The following is a 17,931-nucleotide window of genomic DNA, read 5'->3' as shown; positions in this document are numbered from 1 at the left end:
TCAATTATCCATATTAATAACAAAATCACAGACATTAGTTATAAGCTCAATATTATGATCAACAATAACAACCATTTTAGGAGAGCTCATAATTTCATTAACAACAAAATTAGCACTAACTCCGTCTAGAGACTCAAAAGGTTCATCAAATAAAATTACATTTGCACCCGATAGGAAGGCAAATAAAATTCCGACTTTTTTATAAGTGCCTTGTGATAATTCTACTAATGGTTGATGTAAAAACTTTGTTAAATGGAGTCCTTCTATATAGTTGTCCTTATTACTCAAATTAAAACTATCTAGTTTTCCCAAAAGGTTCAGTAACTCATCTATCGTAAATTTATTATAAAATGATAAGTCATGTATAGCTCTGTAGATCCTACCTTCAACAAATATATTACCCGAATCCGGAATAAGCTCTTTAGATATCAATTTTAAAAGAGTACTTTTTCCGCAACCATTTTTACCTATTACACCAATAATTCTTTTGTCAGTCATAATTGAAGTATCATCTATGAGATGTTGATCTTTTTTATATGAAAATGATAGATTTTCAATTTTAAACATTTGCTCCCCCCTCTAATAAAGCAGCTATATAAGTCAATGATATGATCAAGACATATAATAACAATAGTATCTTCATATCTTTTTTAGTAGTTGTTAACTCTTTCTGATGCCACTTATTAAGTATAGTTTTCAAATAGTAGCTACAATAAATTGATATTAGTAAAGCAATAAACTCAAATACTAAATGCCTATACAACATATTAAACTGCACCTCAAAACTTAACCCTCCAATTAATCGCATTTGTACGCCAACTGAGGCCATCTGTAAAATTAAAATCGGAAAGTTAATATACGGAAGTATAGTGATAACAAGGAAAAACACTACATTATTTTTAAAGAAAAATAATGTTCCTGGATTTTTCACAACATCTTTCATATAGGGAAGTGTTATAAAATTACTATTTAATAATAAAATATCCGTAAATAAATAAGTGATTAGTATTGTTAAAATAGAAATAGTTACTATATTTTTTATTTTCATTTCATCATTTAAAAAATGCGTTCGAGGATATCTCAAACGCATTTGACACCTCACTAGGCCCAACCTGTTGCATAACCAATAATAAATCCAAGCGGTCCTGCTAAACTGCTACCTGAACCTAAATAACCTGCAAGAACTGATGCTGCAGCAGTTACCCCTAAACGTGTAACTGTACCAACAAAGAATGCTGCCATACCTCCACCAATTTTAGGTGTTAAGGTTTTAACAACAGCATTATACCCTGAACTTTTGATTTTCGAATTTATCCAACTAGCAACTAAATAACCTGCTTTCATTTTTACCTCCCTGCATATTTAGATATGCTTAATTTCTGTATGACAAACAATTTATTAAAATATCACAACCAACCTGATGCTGTTCCTACAATCCATCCAAGCGGTCCTGCTAGACTACCACCTGCGCCAAAATATGTGGCAATTGTAGTTGCTGCAGCAGTTGCTCCAACTTTTACGACAGTGGTAACAAAAAACCTCGCGGTTCCATATCCAATTGAAGCAGCCAAAATTGATATAGTTTGATTTACTCCTCTTGCCTTCATTGAATTTACTATCCAATTTGCTACTAGATATCCTGCTTTCATAATCAATACCTCTTTCTACTTAAATATAAGCTATACATTAGATTAGCATTCTTTCCTTTACTTTTTTGATTGATCTAAAACCACAACCAAATATATAAGAACCCCATCGCTAATGCAGAAACAGTAGGATAGAATAATCTCTTTTTCATTTTTTTCCTCCTTTTTTATTTCTATGCTATAATGGTAACAAACTTTTTAGTTTTTTTAGGACTTTGTAACCTTTTGTCACATTGTTTGAGGAGGAAATATTATGCGTTGGGATTTTGGAGATGTTTATAAAAAAATCAGGGAATCTAAAGGGCTCACTCAGCAAGAAGTTTGTGGAGGAGTAATCTCACGAACGTCATTAGCCAAGATTGAAGCAAATCAACGTATCCCTTCATTTGAAAACATGATTTTCTTGCTTAATCAAATTGATATGACTTTAGAAGAATTCCATTATATCTGTCATTACTACAAGCCAAGTAAGCGACAAGAAATTATAAATACTGTTAAGAATAAAGTTATACTCACTGAAACAAAGGAGCTTGAGGCAATTAAGAAGCTATGTCAAGATTATCTAGCTATTCACCACGACCTTCCTATTCAGCATATCAATGAACGTTTGACGATTTTTCTTGAAATGAGAAAAAACGGTCCTCAAAGCAAGGACAAGGAGTTTCGTGAAACAGTAAAGACTATTTGGACCTATCTTGAAAAAGAAGACAATTGGTATTTTTCCGACTTACAACTTCTAAATGCAATTCTCTTTCACTTTCCAATTGAATCCCTACCAATCGTTACTGACAGACTACTTAATAGCCTAAAAAAATATAAGGACTATACTACTACAAAACCAATTGAATTGGTCATCCTTACTAATCTTGCAACTATTTATCTTCATAATAACCTTGAAAAAGAGTGTGAAAAGATAACAAAATTAACACTAGAGTTAGCTAAAAATCTCAAACGTTATGACAGTCTTGCCCTATCACAAGTTCGTCTTGGCATCTGTCGTAAAGATGATGAGTTGATTAAGAAGGTACTAGAACTTTTAAGTCTAACAGAGGAAACTGCTCTCTTAGAGACTATGGAAGAAGAAATTAAAAATTTTCGTTGAGAACTCAGCGGAAATTTTTGTTATTCGCAGCACACTCTTGCAAGGGGTGCTCTGCTATTTTCCCAAAGAAAAATCACTGAATCAAGGTCAGTGGAAAATGTGTATCAGCGTTCTTTCCAGAGGAGGGCATAGCCCAAAAATGCAAGGAGAGCTGAGATATAATAGCCAAACTGTAGTCCGGCTCTTAAGAGGCTGTTAAGGTAGGTGCCATAGCTGGTTGAACCCAGGTTTGATACGTAAAAGGGCGATCCATAAAGATAGAGCAGAATGACGCCAACTAGGGTCAATAAAACAATCGCCAAGGTTCCATGACTAGGCTTGGCTAGGACATATCCTACTAGTAAGGTGAGGAGCAGTCCGAAGCCCTGAAGGTGGCTGGCAACAAAGTCAAAGCCAGTTACTGTCACTTGGGAATAGCTGAGGGCATCCATGCTAGATGCAAAGGGAAGGAAAAACACTGCTAAATAAAGCACTGCGAGTATATAAGGGCCGTAGGTTTTCATAAATCTTGTCTCCTAAAGGAATTTGGACGCGGTCTGGGACCGCTCAATGGCTTGCGCTAGTATAGTCATTTGAAGGGCTTTGAAAAATCGTCACTATCAGCTTGCCCTACTCTCGGTTGAGAGAAAGAAGTTTCTTTAAATTCAAAGCTCCAAGAGTCTCTCCCTTATCTGAAAGCTCTTCATTCGGCTAAATCTTTCAATTCACACTCATCCTCATGGTCATTGACCAAGCCTGCTGCTTGCAGGAAAGAATAGACACAGACAGGTCCAACAAATTTGAAGCCCTGTTTTTTCATGTCTTTGGATATTTGTTCAGACAGATCTGTTTTGGCTGGCGCAGTACGGTAGTCGGCAACTGAGTTGACAATAGCTTGATTGTCTACATAAGACCAGATGTAGCTGTCAAAGCTTCCATAAGTTTCTTGGATTTTGAGAAAGGCTTGCGCATTGGCTCTCGTGGCAAAGATTTTGAGGCGATTGCGGATAACATCTGGGTTCTGTAAGATTTCTTCCAGTTCAGCGTCTGTCATCTGAGCGACTGTGTTCAAATCATAGCCATGAAAGGCTTGACGGAAAGCATCTCGCTTATTTAGAATAGTCTCCCAAGATAAGCCCGCTTGATAGGTTTCCATGCAAAGCAATTCAAAGAGAGCATGTTCATCATGGAGAGGCCGCCCCCACTCTTGATCATGGTAGGCAATATATAGGGGATTGGTCATCTTGACCCAAGAGCAACGCTTCATGTGACTCCTCCTGCTATTTCATCAGCATTTTGAGAGCTGATTTGATGTATTGTTCTGCGCTTTCGTTGGTTCCTTCAAAGAAGGCTTTGATTTTCTTGAGTTCTGTTGCCTTGTAGCCAAGGGCTAGGAGGGCTTCCATGGCTTCGTCGAGTTGGGCATTGCCTGCTGCTGCTTGTTTCGGAGCTTTGCCATTTTCCGCAGGAAGGTCAACAAACTTGCCTGCTAGATCCAGCACCATTTGCTGGGCAGTTTTCTTGCCGATTTTAGGGAATTTCATGAGGTACTTGATGTCACTGTTGTCAATGGCGTTGACAAGGCCCTCGTTGTCATCCACGGCGACAATGGCTAGCGCTGTTGTAGGGCCGATGCCTGAGACAGAGATGAGGTTGAGAAAAACAGCTTTTTCATCCTCTGTGTGGAAACCAAAGAGAAGTTGAGCATCTTCACGGACCACTTGATGGAGGTAAATTTGCACGTCTTGGTTGACAAGGTCTGTAAAGCTATATGGATTTGCCACATTGATAATGTAGCCCAATCCACCAGCTTCAACAACGATGTATTTAGCTGTAATTTTTGTTAGTTTTCCTTTGATATAATCGAACATGATATTACTTTCTTTTTCTATGCTGAGTTTTTTTAGTAAGTTAGTACTTGCCTAACTCTCTCAAGCTAGTGTGGTTTTCCTGAATACGGCGGAACATTTTTTCCATGTCAGCCTTGCTAAAGTTGACAAGGACTGGACGGCCATGAGGACAGTTATAGGGATTCTTACATTGGGCTAATTGAACCAAGAGGTCTCGTGCCGAATAATCATCCAAAACATGATTGGCCTTGATGGAACGTTTACAAGACATCATGATAGCCAACTCTGCACGGTATTTCTTGATAGAAACTTCGTTGGTTAGGAGGAGCATATCGCACATCTCATAGACGCCCGACTCAATTTCGCTCTCCTTCATCCAGATCGGATGCTCACGCAGAATAAAGGTATTGTCACCATAGGCTTCAAGGTTGATACCAACCTGATTAAGCAAGGGCATTTTTTCCTGTAAATTGAGGAAATCAGAAGCTGAAAACTCAAACAGGTATGGAACCAAAAGCTGCTGTAGAGAGCTGTCAACGTCACCGATTTTTTCACGGTAATACTCATACTTAACGCGTTCTTGGGCTGCGTGTTGGTCAATGATATAGAGACCTCCATTGCCTTGAGCAAAAAGGTAGGTTCCGTGCATCTGACCAAAATAATCCAACTCTGGGAAAGTTGAGCGCTCTTCATTTTCCAGATGATCAATCAACTTATTGATTTTAGTCTTATTCTTAAAGTCTAAACTCTCATGCTCATCATGGTCTTCAACAGACTCAGAACGTTGGGCAAGTTTAACAGACGTAGAGCTTTTATCTTGGTCAACTTGCTTTACAGGGTTGTCAACTTGCTCAATTAATACTGCTGGCTTCTCCTCAACAAGATCTGACTTCATGAAGAAGTCATTTCGCTCCTTGTCATAGTAGAGATTGGTCTGCTTGAGCGGTAAGGTCGTCTGCTCAGGCTTAGACTGACCACGAGTGCTTGACTTGGCCAAATTTTCCAAAGCATCCGGAATCAGATCTTGTTCCTTTAGGCTTTGGGAAATGGCAGAGCTAATCAGCTGCATCAGTTCCTTCTCTTTTGAAATACGAACCTCTTGCTTAGTTGGGTGAACATTGACATCGGCCAAGTAAGGGTCAATCTGAATGTCAATGACTGCAATTGGAAAACGTCCCACCATAAGTTTAGAGCCATAGCCGTCTAGGATAGCACGATTGAGTAGGAAATTTTTGATATAGCGGCCATTAATAAGGATGGTAATATAGTTTCTGTTGGCTCTGGTCAGTTCAGGAAGACTGACATAGCCAGATACTTCAAAGTCCAAGTCACTGTTAGAAATCTCTACCATCTTTTTAGCCGTATTGAGACCATAAATACCAGCAATGGCCTGACGCAAATCTCCTGTTCCAGAGGTCTTTGTCATTTCTCGGCCATCATTAATAAGGGTGAAAGCTACCTCAGGATGAGCCAGACTAAGACGGTTAACCACATCAACAATATGAGCCAGCTCTGACTGAATACTCTTCATGTATTTAAGACGGGCTGGGGTGTTAAAGAAGAGATTTTCGACCTTTATCTTGGTGCCAACAGGTGTTGAGACGGGTTCTACTTTTTCGATTTCCCCTCCATTGGCCACAAGGAGGGTTCCGTGGGCTTCACCAGCAACTGCTGTTTTAACAGTGAATTTACTGATTGAGGCGATAGAGGGGATGGCTTCACCTCGAAAACCAAGTGTTCGTATGCGGAAGAGATCTGATTGATTTTTAATCTTACTTGTGGCATGACGACGGAGACTTAGTGCAACGTCATCCTGAGCAATCCCCTCTCCATTATCCGTAATTTGAATGAGTTTTAAACCAGATTCCTCAATTTCAATGGTTATCTGTCTACTTCCAGCATCAATAGAGTTCTCTACCAGCTCTTTGACAACACTGGCAGGTCTTTCAATCACCTCACCAGCAGCAATCTGATTGGCAAGAATTTCTGGAAGCTCAATAATTTTTGACATAATGTATCCTCGCTTTATACTCAATGACAATCAAAATCAGACTGTACTGGAAAAATACAGCTGACGAAGTTAGCACCAAAACTAGATATTATCTTTTTGATTTTCCTAGAGTAATACTTCTTACCATTATAGCATAAAAAGAAGGGCAGTTCTCTTGTCAAACTCCCCTTCTTTTTAAGTTGTCAATATAATGTAAACTTCATTTACACAACAGACAATAATACTTTACAGCATCTTTTTGAGTTCATAGATGGTGTTCATGGCTTCCATCGGAGTCAAATTCATGAGATCGATGGCCTTAAGAGCTTGAACAATTGTCTGAGACTTGTCATCTTCAAAGAGGGACAATTGCTGAGGCTCTGCTATTTCCACTGTTGTGTCTAATGGTTCAGAAAGCTCAGAAGTAGAGAGTTGAACAGCATTTGATTCCAAGGAAGTTAAAATCTTATCTGCCCGTTCAAGCAGTGCTTTTGGCAAGCCTGCAATCTTGGCCACATGGATACCATATGATTTGTCAGCCGGTCCTTGTGCAATTTTATGGAGGAAGGTGACCTCGCCATCTTTTTCCAAGGTTGCCACATGGACATTGACAAGTTCTGTCAATTGGTTTGACAGGTCAGTCAACTCATGGTAATGGGTGGCAAACATGGTCTTAGCCTTGATATGGTTATGTATATACTCAATAATTGATTGAGCGAGAGCCATACCATCATAAGTGGCAGTCCCACGTCCCAATTCGTCAAAAAGGATGAGAGAGTTTTGGCTGGCGCGCTTGATGGCTTGATTAGCTTCCATCATTTCAACCATGAAGGTTGATTGGCCCGAAATCAAGTCATCTGCCGCCCCGATTCTAGTGAAAATGGCGTCAAAAACTGGAAGATCAACCTTGTCTGCCGCAACGAATGACCCAATTTGAGCCATGATAACTGTCAAAGCTAGCTGACGCATATAAGTTGACTTACCACTCATATTAGGACCAGTAATCAATTGAATGCTGGTCTTTTGATCAAAGTGAATACAATTTGGAATATACTCTTGGACCCCCATAACCACTTCGACAACAGCATGGCGCCCATTTTCAATACTAATCTCATGCTGCTTATTAAAACTTGGGCGGACATAGTGGTTATTTTCAGCCACAACAGCTAAGCTTTGGAGAACGTCCACTGTGGCAATTGCCTTGGCTAAATCTTGAAGTCGTGTGATATAGCGTTCAACTTGTGCTCTGATACGCATGAAAATATCATACTCCAAACTTGAAGACTGTTCACGCGCTTCCAGCATCTCCCCTTCAATTTTAGCCAATTCAGCAGTTCCATAACGCTCAGAATTTTTCAAAGTTGCTTTACGGAAGAAATGCTCCGGCACCAAGGACAGGTTAGAATTAGTGACGTGGAAATAATACCCGTCTTTTTTATTGTAGTCAATCTTAAGATTGGTGATGCCAGAAGCAGCCCTTTCTTTGGCTTCAATATCAGCAATCCAAGTCGTTCCCTCACGCAAAACCTTACGGTAATTATCCAGAGTTTGGTCAAAACCTGTTCGGATTATATTGCCCTCTGTAATAACCGCTTGGGCATCTGGGTCAATAGCAGAGCGAATGAGACTTTCTAATTCTGGCAGAGTGTCAATTTGGTTGACAAGCTTGTCAAGTTCTGGAGAGCCAAAGGATTCTAAGATGGCCTTAATCAGGGGAACCTGCGCCAGCGTATTGCCCAACTGCAACAAATCTTTAGGATTTGCCTTACCGAAAGAAACACGGCTGGCTAAACGTTCAATGTCATAGACGCCTTTTAGGCTATCGGACAAATCACTGCGCTCAAAGAAGTGATCTAAGAAGACTTGAATAATGTCCTGACGTTCCTTAATCAGCTCCTCATTAACCAGAGGACGGTCAATCCAGTTACGCAAAAGACGCATACCCATAGCCGTCTTAGTCTCGTCTAAGAGCCAATAAAGACTGCCATGCTTCTTGCTGGTTCTAGCATTCTCCAGCAAGTCCAAACTAGACTTGGTCGCATAAGACATCTGCAGGTAATCCTTGATTTCATAGTGAAGGACCTTTTGTAAATGGCTGAGCTCACGTTTCTGAGTCCTATGGACATATTGCAGGAGCTTTTCCGCCGCCGAGATTTCTAAGTCTGTCAAGCTGGTGTCAATCAAGTGTACATCTTCAAAACGCTCTTTCTCAGTAGAAAGAAGGAGATTCATTTGCTTAACTAGAACCTGTTCATCAGCCTCTGACAGGTCAAAACCTAGAACCACTTCACGGGCTTTTAGGTTTTGAATTTCACTGCGGACAGTGGCAAAGTCTGTCAAGCTAGTCGCAAAGAATTCACCTGTTGACACATCCATATAGGCTAGGCCAAAGTTTTTTCCATCAGAGTCGAGAGCCACTAAGAAATTATTGGCGCTGTCTGGTTTGGTAGAATCAACGACTGTCCCTGGTGTGATGACCTGAACCACTTCACGCTTGACAACACCTACAGCCTGTTTGGGATCCTCCATCTGCTCAGCAATGGCTACCTTGTGTCCCATTTCAACCAAGACATCAATATACTGTTGGGCAGAATGATAGGGTACCCCTGCCATAGGGATTGGGTTCTCTGCATTTTTATTTCGGCTAGTTAGGCTGATTTCTAAAATCTGGGCAGCCTTAACAGCATCTTCATAGAATAGTTCGTAAAAGTCTCCCATGCGGAAAAGCAAAAAAGCATCTGGATAGTCTTTTTTTACATCCAAATACTGTTGCATGCCAGGAGATATTTTTTCATTTGCCATTGGCTAACTCCTTGTTTATCTTATCTTCCAAAGTTTTAGTCATATACTGAATCAAGTCACTGGCATCCTGCATCTTAGCGCGGTAGTCTTGAACAATGGGAAGGCCAGTGAGCTCTGCTTCAAGTTTACTTGCTTTTTCATCAGCAAGGTTTTGGGCTTGTTTTTTATCAATCTTCTTAAAAAGCACAGCATCTTGCTGGTAAGCCTTCATCTTATGGGCCAAATGCTCAAGTTCAGGATATGACTGCATTTTTTGCTCTGCTTTTTTAAAAGCAATTATACTCTCGTGTTCTTGAATGGCCTCTTTAAGATGCTCGACTGCTCGGTCGTAGGTTCTCATATTGCTGCTGATAATTCTTGTTCAAATTTACGAGCTGTCTCTTCGTCTTTACAAATAACCAAAAGAGTATCTGCACCAGCAATAGTTCCTAGAATCTCAGGGATAGCATCACTGTCAATAACATTGGCAAGAACATCCGCTTCACCTAGATTAGTATGCAAGACCAACATAAAACCAGCTCGTGCCACTTTCAAAATATAGGAAACCACAGCAGAGCTAAATTTGCTATTACTTGTTTCAGCAAGACTATAATAGAGCTTTCCTTCAGCATTTCGCAACTTGAGAAGGCCGATTTCGCGCAAGTCACGTGAAAGGGTTGCTTGGGTAACATCAATCCCTTCTTCGTGTAAATGATGTTTGATTTCTTCCTGAGTCCCAATTTGGCCTGACTGAATCAAACGCTTAATGAGATTTTGGCGATTTATTTTATTCATTAATTTTCTCCGTTTATGCATAATATCTCTAGAATTATATCAAAAAAGTGATTTTTTTTCACCTTTCTATCGTTAATTCTCAAGGGTTTTAGTGGAAAAATCGCAAATTAATAATTTTATCCAATTGCTAGCGTTTTCTATTGCAACAGCTCTGCTATTTTGTGATAAAATAGAATGACTATACTATAACGAGGAGACACTCATGGATACCAAAAAACTCATTGCTGAGGAAATTGCCAAGGTTGTACCTGAACTTGAGCAAGATACTATCTTAAACTTACTTGAAACACCTAAAAATTCTGATATGGGAGACCTTGCCTTCCCTGCCTTTTCATTGGCTAAAGTGCTTCGCAAAGCACCACAAATGATTGCTAGTGATATTGCTGAAAAAATTGATGCCAGCAACTTTGAAAAAGTTGAAGCAGTTGGTCCTTACATCAACTTCTTCTTAGACAAAGCTAAAATTTCTGCTACTGTTCTTAGTCAAGTCCTTGAGGCAGGCAGCGACTATGCCAACCAAGACCTTGGACAAGGCCGCAACATTGCCTTTGATATGTCTAGCCCTAACATCGCAAAACCTTTCTCAATCGGTCACTTGCGCTCAACTGTTATCGCAGACAGCTTGGCAAACATTGTAGCTAAACTGGGTTACAATCCTGTTCGCATCAATCACTTGGGTGACTGGGGTAAACAGTTTGGAATGTTGATTGTTGCCTACAAAAAGTGGGGCGATAAGGAAGCTGTTGAAGCTAACCCAATCGCTGAACTCTTGAAACTCTATGTCCGCATCAATGCTGAAGCTGAAGAAGATCCAAGCTTGGATGAAGAAGCACGTGAATGGTTCCGTAAATTGGAAGCAGGCGACGAGGAAGCAACTAGCCTATGGCAATGGTTCCGTGACGAAAGCCTCGTAGAATTCAACCGTCTTTACAATGAACTTAACGTTTCTTTTGATTCTTATAATGGCGAAGCTTTCTACAATGACAAGATGGATGAGATTGTTGAGCTCCTTGAAGCTAAAGGACTATTGGAAGAATCTCAAGGTGCCCAAGTTGTCAAATTGGATAAATATGGCATTGAACATCCAGCTCTGATTAAAAAATCGGATGGCGCTACGCTTTACATTACACGTGACCTTGCAGCTGCCCTTTACCGCAAACGCACTTACGATTTTGCCAAATCAATCTACGTCGTTGGTAATGAACAATCTGCCCACTTCAAACAACTTAAGGCTGTTTTGAAAGAAATGGGTTACGACTGGTCTGATGACATGACTCACGTTGCCTTTGGTCTTGTTACTAAAGGTGGTAAGAAATTGTCAACACGTAAAGGTAATGTTATCTTACTTGAGCCAACTATCGCAGAAGCTGTATCTCGTGCCGCTTCACAAATCGAAGCTAAGAACCCTAACCTTGCTAACAAAGAAGCTGTTGCTCATGCAGTTGGTGTTGGTGCCATCAAGTTCTACGACCTTAAAACTGATCGCATGAACGGATATGACTTCGACCTTGAAGCCATGGTATCCTTCGAAGGTGAGACTGGACCTTACGTTCAATATGCTCATGCACGTATCCAATCTATCTTGCGTAAAGCTGAGTTTACAGTAGATGTCAACAAAGTTTACAGTCTTAAGGATGCGGAAAGCTGGGAAATCATCAAACTTATCCAGGACTTCCCACGTATCATTGTTCGTGCTTCAGACAACTTTGAACCATCTATTATTGCTAAATATGCTATCAGCTTAGCACAAGCCTTCAACAAATACTATGCTCACACGCGCATTCTTGATGAAAGCCCAGAACGTGACAGCCGCCTAGCCCTCAGCTATGCTACTGCAACTGTTCTTAAAGAAGCCCTTCGTCTTCTTGGCGTTGAAGCTCCAAACGAAATGTAATTCTCATATAAAACCATCCTCCTTGTACAAGCAAGGAGGATTTTTTGATTTGCCAACTACATAATAAAAAAGGTTGGAGTAACATGGTGCTACTTCAACCTTTGACTTGCAGTTTTAACAATATTATCGCTTAGTTTTTTTCGTATAGTTTTGGAATTTTTGTGAATTGTGTCAATACAAATCCAAGAACAAATGACATTACGATAGCTGCAATGAAATACCAAACGTTATTTGGATCTGTGCTAGCTCCTGCTGGGATTTCAGCTGGAGTGATATACGATGGAATAGCGAAGAGTCCCATACCACCCATTGTAAATCCTGTAGTGTTAAAGAAACCAAGGAAAGCTCCTTGAATAGCCCCAGCAATACATGTCATAACAAATGGCGTACGCATTGGAAGAGTAATACCGTAGATAGCTGGTTCAGTTACCCCAAAGAGGGCAGAGATGAAAGCTGGAATTGTCAATTGTTTAACTTTATCTTCTTTTGTGCGAAGGAAAATATTTAAAAGGGAACCTGCTTGTGCAAAACAGATAGCTACTGAAGCGACAAGAAGAGTACTCCATCCTTTTGTTGCAAAGTCCAAGATAGCAATAGGAACAAGACCCCAGTGAAGACCAAACATAACAAGTACTTGCCATAGAGCACCAAGGATGATACCAAAAACAACAGGACTAAAGTTATAAATACCTTGGAAAATAAAACCTACGAGGTCAGATGCCCAAGTCATAAGTGGTCCGATAACAATATATGCAAGAGGAACCGTAATCATCATTACCAAGAAAGGAACAATAAAGACTTTTACAACATCTGGTACAACTTTATTGAAGAATTTTTCAAATTTTGCACCTGCAAACACTGCTAGTATGATTGGAAGGACTGTTTGTAGGTAGCTTGATGCTGGGAAGATAATTGGTAAACCAAGGAATGTAGCATAAACTGGCGATTCAATAACTGATCCCGCAAACAGAGTATATAGTGGAGCGTCTCCTGTGAAACTTGCTGAAATATTTGGATAAACCAAAGCAAATGCCAATGCCATCGCAGTAAATTTGTTCATTTTGAAACGATTAGCTGCGTTGTAAGCCAAAATAATTGGCAAGAACTGGAAGAAGCCATCACCAACTGCATTCAAGACAATATAAGCACCATCAGTAGTTGGAACACCACTAGCGGCCATAAGAGCTACCACACCTTTAATCATCCCGGCTGCAGAAAGTGCGCCAAGCATTGGTTGGAAGATACTTGATACCAAGGCTACAAATTGGTCAAATAGATTTCCTTTTGGTCCACCATCACCTTCATCAATGTCTAAGCTACCACCAGCGGCAAGTCCGCCAACTTTAACAACTTCTTCATAAACATCAGGTACATGGTTACCAATAACCACTTGGTATTGTCCCCCTGCTTTAACAACCGTTACAACGCCATCACGTTGTTTAAGGTAATCATCATCAGCTTTTGACTCGTCTTTCAAATCAAAACGTAAACGTGTCACACAGTGTTTTAGACTGTTGATGTTTTCTTTTCCACCAACGTGTGCGATGATGTCTTTTGCTAATTCAGTATATTTTGCCATACGAATAGGCTCCTCCTAAAATTTTTGGATAGTTGTTTTTGTGTAAACAAAAAACCTAAGAAAATACCAAATAAACACTCCTAGCTACGTTATAGCCAGTTGATTATCTCGTATTCACTTAGGTTTTGCCTGCCTACCAGTAACAATCCTTATAATCTAATAATAGTCTTTTCTCCCAAAAATTGCAAGCGTTTTCTTGATTTGCATATGATAATATCTGTTTTTCGTGCTATAGTATCATTTTTATGTAAAAAATATCAAAAAGTAGCTTTTTTCGTATTTATACTTAAAAAAGAGCTGAGGTTTTTCCTCAGACTCTTAGGCTTCATTCTATTAATTCTGATTGCTCAGTACTTATCATAGTTTTTTCGTCGAATTTTGAAATCCGATGAAATAACTTCATCAACGTCAATGACAGAGATGAAGGCATCTGGATCTAGCTCTGCCATTATGCCTCGAACATCACGCACTTCACTGGGGTTAAGCACCACATAAAGGACATTAAAATCAGTACCAGAGTAAGCACCTTGCCCCTTGAGATAGGTAACTCCTCGGTTGATTTCCTGGAGAATAGCTGACGCTGCTTCTTGCGATTTTTGTGTGATAATCAGCATTCCACGTACGGTGTAACCGCCATTTTGTACGATAGTCAGAACCTGACTGTAAACAAAACTAGCTACCAAAGTGTAGAGCATATGTTGGAGATCGATATAAACCAAGGAAGCCGTCAAAACTAGTGCATCAATCAAAAGCATGGTTTGTCCCAGTTTGAGGCCTAGTTTTTCTTCGAGAACGCGACCTACGATATCTGCTCCACCTGTTGTAGCACCATAACGGAAAACTAAACCACTGCCAGCACCGGAAAAAATCCCTGCAATAACAGCAACCAACATCATATCATTATGAAGAGCTACTTCAATTGGAACTTGCTGCCAAATCCAAATAAAACCAGACATCAGAACCGTACCATAGATGGTCAGTGCTAAAGATTTTTTTCCTAAAATATGCGCTCCAAGTATAAAAAGCGGTAAGTTCAAAATTAAGGATGTAAGGGCTGGATCAATATTGTACAAGGCATGAACAATGAGGGTTATTCCTGCCACCCCACCTTCAGCCAAATGGTTAGCCATATTGAATTTTACAAAGCCAAAGGTGTATATAGCAACACCCAGAGCAATCAAAATAAGCTTCCTTAATTTTAACAACAAATCTTTGTTCATCTCTTTCTCCTATCTTCTGATAGTATTCTAGTGATTATCAGTCAAATAATGTCTTTTAAAATCAAGATAATAGACTTCAGTTTCGACTTGCTGTACCTTAGTACCACCTTCATCTCACTTTCTCGTCTGATTTTGATTTTATTTGAGTATTATTCGACTATAAATCCTCACAATATTCAATTTTTAAAGTTCAGTGCACAAAGATGCCACAGAAGGCAGAGCCTAACGTGGCATGAAATTTATAATTCTAAATGATGAAATATTAACCTTAAACCATGAGAGAAATTATTAATCCATATCGACAAATCGGCCCATAACATGAACATTTTCGGCAACTGATACGAATGCTTCCGGATCAGCTTTACTCATTAGGTATTTAAAGTCGCTATACTCTTCTCGGGTAATAATCGTTATCAGAACTGCTTTCTTTTCATGATTATAAGTCCCCTCAGCATCATTAATACAGGTCACCCCACGATGCAATATTTTATGAATTTTACGTGTAACACGCTCTGGATGACTTGTCACAATCATAGCCTGCATTTTCTTTTGCTTAGTAAATAAGGCATCGGTCACACGGCTAGATACAAAGATAGTAATCATTGAATAGAGCGCGTATTGCCAACCAAATAACAGACCCGCAAAAATCATGATTGCACCATTAACCATTAAGGAAATGCTTCCGACATCTCGACCTGTCTTTTTACGTATCGTCAGACTGACAATATCAGTTCCTCCACTAGATATTCTAGATTTTAGTGCAAAACCAACTCCAGTTCCCATAACCAAACCACCAAAAATGGCATTAATGAGTGGATCTGGTGTTAATACCACATGAGGCATAAATTGGATAAAAACTGAGCTCACCGTTACCGTTATAAAGGTAAAAATCGTAAATTTTCGCCCAATTTGGTACCATGCTAAAACCAATAGAGGAAGATTGATAGCATAAAAGGCTACTGAAACTGGTATGGTAAATCCCAACCAACGCTCACTTATTGCCGAAATGACTTGTGCCAAACCAGTTGCTCCACTAGAGTAGACATGTCCTGGTTGGAAAAAGAAGTTGACGGCAATAGACGACATGAGGCCATAAAAGAGAGAAGCTGAAAACTTCTCTGCATATTTTTCTTTAGAGATACCTCGAAGAGTATCCAAAAGGCCAAATTTTTTCGCCCAGCGACTAACGATAAATTTAAGACGCTTAACGAGGGGTGCTTTTCTAGTCATTGTTTTCGATTGATAATGCTAATTCTTCTAATTGTTTGTCTGCAACAAGACTTGGAGCTTGAGTCATTGGATCTGAAGCCTTGTTGTTTTTAGGGAAGGCAATCACTTCGCGGATATTGTCTTTTCCAGCCAAAATCATTACGAAGCGGTCAAGTCCGATTGCCAAACCTCCATGCGGTGGGAAACCATAGTCCATTGCTTCCAAGAGGAAGCCGAATTGGTCATTGGCATCTTCTGCTGAGAAGCCAAGTGCTTTAAACATGCGCTCTTGCATGTCTTTTTGGTTGATACGAAGGCTACCGCCACCGAGCTCGTATCCATTAAGAACGATATCGTAAGCCACAGCGCGGACCTTAGCCAAATCACCTTCAAGCTCATGAGCTGATTCTTCAGTTGGCAAGGTGAATGGGTGATGAGCTGACATATAACGCCCTTCTTCTTCAGACCACTCAAACATTGGCCAATCAACCACCCAAAGGAAGTTGAATTTAGAGTTGTCAATCATGTCAAGCTCTTTAGCGATGCGCGTGCGAAGAGCTCCAAGTGTATTATTGGCAACTTCAAGTGTGTCAGCCACAAAGAGTACCAAATCATTGTTTTCAAGTTGTAAAGCAGCTGTCAACTTATCTTCAATACTTGTCAAGAACTTAGCAATCGGTCCTGTGACAGTACCGTCAACATATTTGACCCAAGCAAGACCTTTGGCACCGAATTGTTTGGCCACTTCGGTCATTTGGTCGATATTTTTACGTGAGTATTTATCCGCATTGTTTTTAACAACAATTGCTTTAACTGCAGGAGCTTCAGAGAACACTTTGAAGTCAACGTCCTTGACAATATTTGTCAAGTCTTGTAAAAGCATGTCAAAACGCGTATCAGGTTTGTCTGAACCATAGTTATTCATAGCATCATCATAAGCCATGCGTGGGAATGGTAAAGTCACATCAATACCCTTAGTATCTTTCATGACTTTAGCAATCATGCCCTCTGTGATATCTTGAATTTCTTTCTCAGATAAGAATGACGTTTCCAAGTCAACTTGTGTAAACTCAGGTTGACGGTCACCACGCAAGTCTTCATCACGGAAACATTTAACGATTTGATAATAGCGATCAAATCCAGCATTCATAAGAAGCTGTTTTGTGATTTGCGGACTTTGTGGCAAAGCGTAGAAATGGCCTTGGCTAACACGAGATGGCACCAAGTAGTCACGCGCACCTTCGGGCGTTGATTTTGTCAACATTGGTGTCTCAACATCGATAAATTCAAGCTCGTCAAGATAATTACGGATTGAGTGAGTTACTTTAGCACGCAATTTGAAGTTTTCCAACATCTCTGGACGACGAAGGTCAAGATAACGGTAACGAAGACGTGTTTCATCAGCAGCTTCTACGCCATCTTTGATTTCAAAAGGTGTTGTTTTAGCCGTATTTAGAACTGTTAATGCTGAAACTTTAAGTTCAACTTGACCAGTTGGCAAGTTATCATTAGCTTGTTCACGCGCAGCAACTTGACCAGTCACTTCAATAACAAATTCAGTACGAAGACTTTCAGCAGTTGCCATCACTTCAGCTGAAACTTCCTCAGGATTGATAACCAACTGCATGATTCCTTCACGGTCACGAAGGTCAATAAAGATAAGGCCTCCAAGGTCACGACGACGACCTACCCAACCTTTCAAAGTGATTTCTTGTCCGATATGTTCCGCACGAACACGACCAGCATACATTGTACGTTCCATGTTATACATTCTCCATCTAATAATTCCTAAACCCAAAATCATCTAAAAATACAAACCACTGCAATCTTCTATATCACAGCTGGTCTTTGATTCTGACTTTAGTTACCTATATAATTTTCATTCC

The 17,931-nt window shown here is 39.9% G+C and carries 16 protein-coding genes and 1 pseudogene; 2 read left to right on the top strand and 15 right to left on the bottom strand.

Going from position 1 to position 17,931, the window contains the following annotated elements; all coding sequences use genetic code 11:
* From F601_RS0106145 to F601_RS0106130, 4 genes are all read right to left on the bottom strand, one after another.
* Positions 1–567: an ATP-binding cassette domain-containing protein gene (locus F601_RS0106145; RefSeq protein ID WP_018164790.1), complete on the bottom strand. Its 567-nt coding sequence runs from the start codon at positions 565–567 to the stop codon at positions 1–3.
* Positions 560–1,090 carry a hypothetical protein gene (locus tag F601_RS0106140; RefSeq protein WP_018164789.1) on the bottom strand — a complete coding sequence of 177 codons (531 nt, stop codon included), beginning with the start codon at positions 1,088–1,090 and terminating at the stop codon, positions 560–562. Before F601_RS0106140 ends, F601_RS0106145 begins: the two co-directional genes overlap by 8 nt.
* Positions 1,091–1,101: 11 nt before the next feature.
* Positions 1,102–1,344, bottom strand: a complete 243-nt coding sequence (locus tag F601_RS0106135; RefSeq protein ID WP_018164788.1) for a hypothetical protein — start codon at positions 1,342–1,344, stop codon at positions 1,102–1,104.
* A gap of 62 nt (positions 1,345–1,406) precedes the next feature.
* Entirely contained in the window at positions 1,407–1,649 is a 243-nt protein-coding gene (locus tag F601_RS0106130) for a hypothetical protein (protein WP_018164787.1), read from the bottom strand.
* Between the two features lie 250 nt (positions 1,650–1,899).
* On the opposite strand from F601_RS0106130, the gene F601_RS0106125 reads away from it, so the two are divergent.
* Entirely contained in the window at positions 1,900–2,748 is an 849-nt protein-coding gene (locus tag F601_RS0106125) for a helix-turn-helix domain-containing protein (RefSeq protein WP_018164786.1), read from the top strand.
* A gap of 104 nt (positions 2,749–2,852) precedes the next feature.
* Here the strand turns inward: F601_RS0106125 and F601_RS0106120 are convergent, their stop codons facing one another.
* The 7 genes from F601_RS0106120 to argR all read right to left on the bottom strand — a co-directional run bounded on the left by F601_RS0106120 (position 2,853) and on the right by argR (position 10,143).
* On the bottom strand, positions 2,853–3,251 hold the full coding sequence (locus F601_RS0106120) for a hypothetical protein (protein WP_018164785.1): 399 nt from the start codon (positions 3,249–3,251) through the stop codon (positions 2,853–2,855).
* Positions 3,252–3,430: 179 nt separating this feature from the next.
* A complete protein-coding gene (locus tag F601_RS0106115) occupies positions 3,431–3,994 on the bottom strand; it encodes a DNA-3-methyladenine glycosylase I (protein WP_018164784.1) in 564 nt (187 codons plus the stop codon).
* A 13-nt stretch (positions 3,995–4,007) separates the two neighbouring features.
* Positions 4,008–4,598, bottom strand: coding sequence for a Holliday junction branch migration protein RuvA (gene ruvA, locus F601_RS0106110; RefSeq protein ID WP_018164783.1), 591 nt, complete (start codon positions 4,596–4,598; stop codon positions 4,008–4,010).
* A gap of 40 nt (positions 4,599–4,638) precedes the next feature.
* Positions 4,639–6,588: a DNA mismatch repair endonuclease MutL gene (gene mutL, locus F601_RS0106105; RefSeq protein WP_018164782.1), complete on the bottom strand. Its 1,950-nt coding sequence runs from the start codon at positions 6,586–6,588 to the stop codon at positions 4,639–4,641.
* A 225-nt stretch (positions 6,589–6,813) separates the two neighbouring features.
* Positions 6,814–9,369 carry a DNA mismatch repair protein MutS gene (gene mutS / locus F601_RS0106100; protein WP_018164781.1) on the bottom strand — a complete coding sequence of 852 codons (2,556 nt, stop codon included), beginning with the start codon at positions 9,367–9,369 and terminating at the stop codon, positions 6,814–6,816.
* Positions 9,359–9,709 carry a YlbF/YmcA family competence regulator gene (locus tag F601_RS0106095; protein WP_018164780.1) on the bottom strand — a complete coding sequence of 117 codons (351 nt, stop codon included), beginning with the start codon at positions 9,707–9,709 and terminating at the stop codon, positions 9,359–9,361. Before F601_RS0106095 ends, mutS begins: the two co-directional genes overlap by 11 nt.
* The gene (gene argR, locus F601_RS0106090; RefSeq protein ID WP_018164779.1) at positions 9,706–10,143 is read right to left on the bottom strand and encodes an arginine repressor; all 438 of its coding nucleotides are present in this window, start codon (positions 10,141–10,143) and stop codon (positions 9,706–9,708) included. Before argR ends, F601_RS0106095 begins: the two co-directional genes overlap by 4 nt.
* 202 nt (positions 10,144–10,345) lie before the next feature.
* On the opposite strand from argR, the gene argS reads away from it, so the two are divergent.
* Positions 10,346–12,037 (top strand): arginine--tRNA ligase, encoded by a 1,692-nt coding sequence (gene argS / locus F601_RS0106085; protein WP_018164778.1) that lies wholly within the window; start codon positions 10,346–10,348, stop codon positions 12,035–12,037.
* Positions 12,038–12,179: 142 nt separating this feature from the next.
* On the opposite strand, the pseudogene F601_RS12390 reads toward argS, so the two are convergent.
* The 4 genes and pseudogenes from F601_RS12390 to aspS form a co-directional block, all read right to left on the bottom strand.
* Positions 12,180–13,616 (bottom strand): annotated as a pseudogene (locus F601_RS12390) (PTS transporter subunit EIIC); the annotation flags it as partial.
* 347 nt (positions 13,617–13,963) lie between these two features.
* Entirely contained in the window at positions 13,964–14,836 is an 873-nt protein-coding gene (locus F601_RS0106075) for a YitT family protein (protein ID WP_018164776.1), read from the bottom strand.
* A gap of 288 nt (positions 14,837–15,124) precedes the next feature.
* Complete coding sequence (locus F601_RS0106070; RefSeq protein ID WP_018164775.1) at positions 15,125–16,066, bottom strand: YitT family protein; 942 nt, start codon at positions 16,064–16,066, stop codon at positions 15,125–15,127.
* Positions 16,059–17,807 carry an aspartate--tRNA ligase gene (gene aspS, locus F601_RS0106065; protein ID WP_018164774.1) on the bottom strand — a complete coding sequence of 583 codons (1,749 nt, stop codon included), beginning with the start codon at positions 17,805–17,807 and terminating at the stop codon, positions 16,059–16,061. The genes F601_RS0106070 and aspS overlap by 8 nt, the downstream gene beginning before the upstream one ends.
* Positions 17,808–17,931 lie beyond the last annotated feature (124 nt).

It is taken from the genome of Streptococcus henryi DSM 19005 (genome assembly GCF_000376985.1).
GTDB lineage: Bacteria > Bacillota > Bacilli > Lactobacillales > Streptococcaceae > Streptococcus > Streptococcus henryi.
The sequence above is the reverse complement of the archived record's forward strand: the minus strand, read 5'-3'. Positions and strand labels throughout refer to the sequence as shown.

Coding starts and splice junctions, on each gene's coding strand:
- F601_RS0106125 (WP_018164786.1), top strand. CDS start 1,900: ATGCGTTGGGATTTTGGAGATGTTTATAAAAAAATCAGGGAATCTAAA.
- F601_RS0106130 (WP_018164787.1), bottom strand. CDS start 1,649: ATGAAAGCAGGATATCTAGTAGCAAATTGGATAGTAAATTCAATGAAG.
- F601_RS0106075 (WP_018164776.1), bottom strand. CDS start 14,836: ATGAACAAAGATTTGTTGTTAAAATTAAGGAAGCTTATTTTGATTGCT.
- F601_RS0106135 (WP_018164788.1), bottom strand. CDS start 1,344: ATGAAAGCAGGTTATTTAGTTGCTAGTTGGATAAATTCGAAAATCAAA.
- F601_RS0106140 (WP_018164789.1), bottom strand. CDS start 1,090: ATGCGTTTGAGATATCCTCGAACGCATTTTTTAAATGATGAAATGAAA.
- mutS (WP_018164781.1), bottom strand. CDS start 9,369: ATGGCAAATGAAAAAATATCTCCTGGCATGCAACAGTATTTGGATGTA.
- argR (WP_018164779.1), bottom strand. CDS start 10,143: ATGAATAAAATAAATCGCCAAAATCTCATTAAGCGTTTGATTCAGTCA.
- F601_RS0106095 (WP_018164780.1), bottom strand. CDS start 9,709: ATGAGAACCTACGACCGAGCAGTCGAGCATCTTAAAGAGGCCATTCAA.
- F601_RS0106145 (WP_018164790.1), bottom strand. CDS start 567: ATGTTTAAAATTGAAAATCTATCATTTTCATATAAAAAAGATCAACAT.
- aspS (WP_018164774.1), bottom strand. CDS start 17,807: ATGGAACGTACAATGTATGCTGGTCGTGTTCGTGCGGAACATATCGGA.
- mutL (WP_018164782.1), bottom strand. CDS start 6,588: ATGTCAAAAATTATTGAGCTTCCAGAAATTCTTGCCAATCAGATTGCT.
- argS (WP_018164778.1), top strand. CDS start 10,346: ATGGATACCAAAAAACTCATTGCTGAGGAAATTGCCAAGGTTGTACCT.
- F601_RS0106120 (WP_018164785.1), bottom strand. CDS start 3,251: ATGAAAACCTACGGCCCTTATATACTCGCAGTGCTTTATTTAGCAGTG.
- F601_RS0106070 (WP_018164775.1), bottom strand. CDS start 16,066: ATGACTAGAAAAGCACCCCTCGTTAAGCGTCTTAAATTTATCGTTAGT.
- ruvA (WP_018164783.1), bottom strand. CDS start 4,598: ATGTTCGATTATATCAAAGGAAAACTAACAAAAATTACAGCTAAATAC.
- F601_RS0106115 (WP_018164784.1), bottom strand. CDS start 3,994: ATGAAGCGTTGCTCTTGGGTCAAGATGACCAATCCCCTATATATTGCC.